Source organism: Yaniella soli, assembly GCF_054782375.1.
Window position 1 is genome coordinate 1 of record NZ_BAAGSP010000061.1, and the last position, 3,598, is coordinate 3,598.

Here is a 3,598-nt window from a genome sequence, read left to right on the forward strand (position 1 = left end):
TGCGGTTGGACTACCCGATGAATACGCGGATGCACATCAGTCACGAGGCCATTTATCGCACCGTGTATCTGCACAAGGTCCGCAAGATACTGCCACACAATATCCATCACTGTCTGCGACGTAACCGCCCCATCCGTCACGGCAAGCACTATTCCACGCGGGGTCAGTGGCGGTCACAGATCAAAAACGCGCGTTCCATTCATGACCGGCCAGCCGAGGCAGAAGATCGAACGGTACTCGGGCACTGGGAAGGGGACCTGGTTATTGGTAGCAGCAGCTCGCAGATTGCTACCTTGGTGGATCGGGCCAGCCGCAAAGTGGCGTTAGTTCAACTGGCCGATCGTAGTGCGCAGCATCTGACCACAGCGCTGAGCCAGCGCCGAACCCAGCAGCCAGAGACCAACGTCAAAACACTGACTTGGGATCGTGGCATGGAACTGGCCGACCACCAGACCATCACCCAGGCTACTGGAGTAGAGGTCTTCTTTGCCGATCCGCTAAGTCCCTGGCAACGCGGCACCAACGAAAACACCAACGGGCTGATCCGCCAATACCTGCCCAAGAAAACCAACCTCAGCAGATATTCACAAAACGAGCTGGATCAAATCGCCCATGACCTGAACACCCGTCCCTGCAAATGCTTAGGCTACCGAACCCCAATTGAAGTCGAACAACATGGTGTTGCCTTGACGACTTGAATCCAAGGCTGCTTTTTTTACGAACGACAACTCCGCTTTGAGCTCTTGAACTTCCCGTTCCAGCGCTTGCTCGCGGGCCGTTGCACCCGCCGTGGCACTGCTGTCGGCATCATCATGGCCGTGCGTTTGACGGTATTTCTTCACCCAATTGCCCAACGATTGGGCAGCGATACCATAGTCCCGAGCAACCTCGGCAATGGGCTTCGAAAATTCCATGACCTCTTCAACCAATTGGTCTTTGAACTCCTGGGAGTATTGACGGCGTGGAGTCGACATTTCCTAACTCAGTCTCACTTTCGGTATGACCCTCAAGTCTAGTTAAAACGTAGAGGGCCCGTGTCCGAAATCCATAGAGCAGCTCAACATACAGCCGACAATAGGGTGGGCCCGATCACTCGCCAACATTAGAGTAAGCCCCTACGCTCGGCTTCCCGTATGGCCGAAGTTTTCGATGTGGCTCCAAGTTTGCGGTAAGCGTTTTGTATCTGCGATTTGACTGTATTGATTGAGATGTAAAGATTCTCTGCAATTTGAGCGCGGGAATGCCCTAATGCAATTTCTTGAATAATGATCAGTTCGCGCTCGCTGAGTGCCGCCCCGGGATCAGGCAGTCCGGTCAAAAAAGTCGAACGGCCTACATCTTCTTGAGGCCATTGCTCGATGTGTTGTTTAGCCAATCGACGCGTTTCGGGGCTAAATAGCTGAACTTCGAATCTCGACAGACCTCGGGGGAATTTTGCAGCTTGTTCCAGAGCATTCAAACTATCGCGAACGTTGTCACGTGCATAGTTTGCAGCGGCGATTACTGCCAATCTCCGGACTTCAAGAAGACGCAAACCAGCTGTTCGAGACCGGAGCTGGGTAGCACGGGACAACGCTTCTTTGGGCCGTCCACCGTAGAGATGCGATGCTGCCTCGATCAACTGGGTATATACAATGTCTGGGTCAGCCTGACCTAAGAGTTCCTGCGCTTCGGTCCCCCGGCCTGCACCCATGGCAAGTAGTGCACGTTTGAGCGGGATGACGCTTCCGGAAAACCCGTGTCCTTCAGTCTTGGGCAGTGGCAACGATTCAAACATCTGCAGCTGGAATTCCAGCTGATCGCGGTAACCGGCAGACTCCATCAGGTGATACATCGCCACAATATAGAACGGCCACATTTCACCAACATCATGGAGCTGAATTCTTTCTATCGCCTCATGCGCAACCGCTCCACCGCGCAGCAAGATCTGAGTAAAATCGCGGTGAACATCGATCTGAGATTCCGCCCAGCTCGACGTACGAGGGATATCCTCTGCTCGAGCAAGCAGAGTCTCAGCCTGATACGGATCACCAAAAGAAGCCTGAATCAGCGCTGATTTCACAAGCGCATCACGGGTCAGGAAAGCAAACGCCGGCACCTCAACGTGCAGTTGCGCTTCAGTGAATGCAGCAACCGCGCGGTGAAAATTTCCCGCCAACATAGCAGAGATACCCAGCTGAACACTTGTACTCAGCGCCCAACCACCATGCCGGTCAAAGACCGAAACCAGTCGACCTTGCTGCAAACGCATAGCCTCGGCCTGTTCGACAGCATCTTTATGCAGCCCCACGGACCGGAAGGCGCTCATCCGAATAACCGCCAAAAAATACTGCTGCCGGGGATTATATTCTTCTGATCCAACAACGACATCTTGGCTGAATAACAAGTCGGGATCAGGATTCGACATCACCGCGTGAACGGTCGTGAGAAAGTGCCCTGGATCTGAAAGCTGCGACATCAACACGTCGACGATCGCGTACAGCCTATCCGTTCGGAAGCCAAACCACGCCGAAGTAGGGTCATCTGAGACAAGCTGCCCCGCGGTCACGTAGTCTTCGCTAGCGACGAGGTGTTCCACTTTTTCGACAAAACACTTCAAGTACCCATAAGACGCCGCATCAGTGTCCAAAGCATCCACATTCACGTTATCCGTCATGTAAACGCATACTACCGGTCTTGTCATGACCTTCCTCTAATTGTGTTGCTGCATCGACACTCATGACAGATAGAAACAGCTCGTCAACCACATGTTGTAAGAAAACTGTCGCATCCCGCAGACCACCGAATGTCCTATTTCATCCGACCTTTGACACGTCGGATACCTGCCAACGCAGTAGATTTTTCGGTGTAGTAGTCAATCCAGTACCCATCACCCGCCGGCAGCACCGTGTGCGGACCATACGCTCCCTCAACGTTAAACGTCCCGATCGCGGTTTCCCGGTACTCTTGGGGGCTGAGTTTTTCGATTTGCATGATCGTCATGCCCTGGTGTACGTGATCAACTAGAAGTAGGCCGTTAAAGCAGAAGATTCCGGCCAGTTGAGCGGCTGGTTTCCAGCCAAAAGAGCGCTAAGAATCAGGCCACTTTTCCACAGCTTGTTTTGTTGTGGTTTGTGGCGCCTATGTTCATTACGCCCAGGATTGGGTGCGTGTTGCTGTGTGAGATACGGCAATGGGCACCGTTTGTCCTGTTAGATAAGTTCCTGAACACACTGCCTGCTTTTATCTTTGTCAATAGCAGTGTGGGAGAGGAACTGGAAAGTCCATGACGGTGCCCATGCCGATACAAGAAGATATCAGAAAACTTCAACGATTAGGGCTGTCTCAGCGTGAAATAGCCAAGCGTTTAGCCATTAGCCGTGACTCGGTGGCCAAATATGCGAACCAAGAGGATTTTTCCCCGCAGCCACCCGCGGAGACCACCCGTCCTGGTGCATCTGTGGTCGCCGCGTACGCGTCGATCATTGAGCAGTGGCTGGTGGAAGATCAAGGCCGGTGGCATAAACAGGCTCTTCCGGTTTAAGGGTGGGGTGAGGGTTTAAGACACGCCGGGGGTGAAGGTGGTGGAAGGTGTCGGGGTCTTCCGAAAATATTGGTA

The 3,598-nt window shown here is 53.2% G+C and carries 5 protein-coding genes; 2 read left to right on the forward strand and 3 right to left on the reverse strand.

Annotated features, from left to right (window positions below; translation table 11 throughout):
* Window positions 1-698, forward strand: a 698-nt coding sequence (locus ACYVJT_RS15085; protein ID WP_499418536.1) for an IS30 family transposase, incomplete at its 5' end; no start/stop codon positions are given.
* On the opposite strand, the gene ACYVJT_RS15090 is transcribed toward ACYVJT_RS15085, so the two are convergent.
* From ACYVJT_RS15090 to ACYVJT_RS15100, 3 genes are all read right to left on the reverse strand, one after another.
* Entirely contained in the window at window positions 642-974 is a 333-nt protein-coding gene (locus ACYVJT_RS15090) for a transposase (protein WP_343959856.1), read from the reverse strand. The two genes, ACYVJT_RS15085 and ACYVJT_RS15090, sit on opposite strands and share 57 nt — an antisense overlap.
* A 128-nt stretch (window positions 975-1,102) precedes the next feature.
* On the reverse strand, window positions 1,103-2,656 hold the full coding sequence (locus ACYVJT_RS15095) for a helix-turn-helix transcriptional regulator (protein WP_343959859.1): 1,554 nt from the start codon (window positions 2,654-2,656) through the stop codon (window positions 1,103-1,105).
* A 134-nt stretch (window positions 2,657-2,790) separates the two neighbouring features.
* Complete coding sequence (locus tag ACYVJT_RS15100; protein WP_343959861.1) at window positions 2,791-2,982, reverse strand: hypothetical protein; 192 nt, start codon at window positions 2,980-2,982, stop codon at window positions 2,791-2,793.
* A 295-nt stretch (window positions 2,983-3,277) separates the two neighbouring features.
* Between ACYVJT_RS15100 and ACYVJT_RS15105 the strand changes: the two genes are divergently transcribed.
* Complete coding sequence (locus ACYVJT_RS15105) at window positions 3,278-3,523, forward strand: hypothetical protein (RefSeq protein ID WP_499418538.1); 246 nt, start codon at window positions 3,278-3,280, stop codon at window positions 3,521-3,523.
* The last annotated feature ends 75 nt before the right edge of the window (window positions 3,524-3,598 follow it).

Excerpts from the sequence above, each read along its gene's own strand:
- ACYVJT_RS15105 (WP_499418538.1), top strand. The coding sequence starts at position 3,278 with ATGCCGATACAAGAAGATATCAGAAAACTTCAACGATTAGGGCTGTCT.
- ACYVJT_RS15095 (WP_343959859.1), bottom strand. The coding sequence starts at position 2,656 with ATGACGGATAACGTGAATGTGGATGCTTTGGACACTGATGCGGCGTCT.
- ACYVJT_RS15100 (WP_343959861.1), bottom strand. The coding sequence starts at position 2,982 with ATGACGATCATGCAAATCGAAAAACTCAGCCCCCAAGAGTACCGGGAA.
- ACYVJT_RS15090 (WP_343959856.1), bottom strand. The coding sequence starts at position 974 with ATGTCGACTCCACGCCGTCAATACTCCCAGGAGTTCAAAGACCAATTG.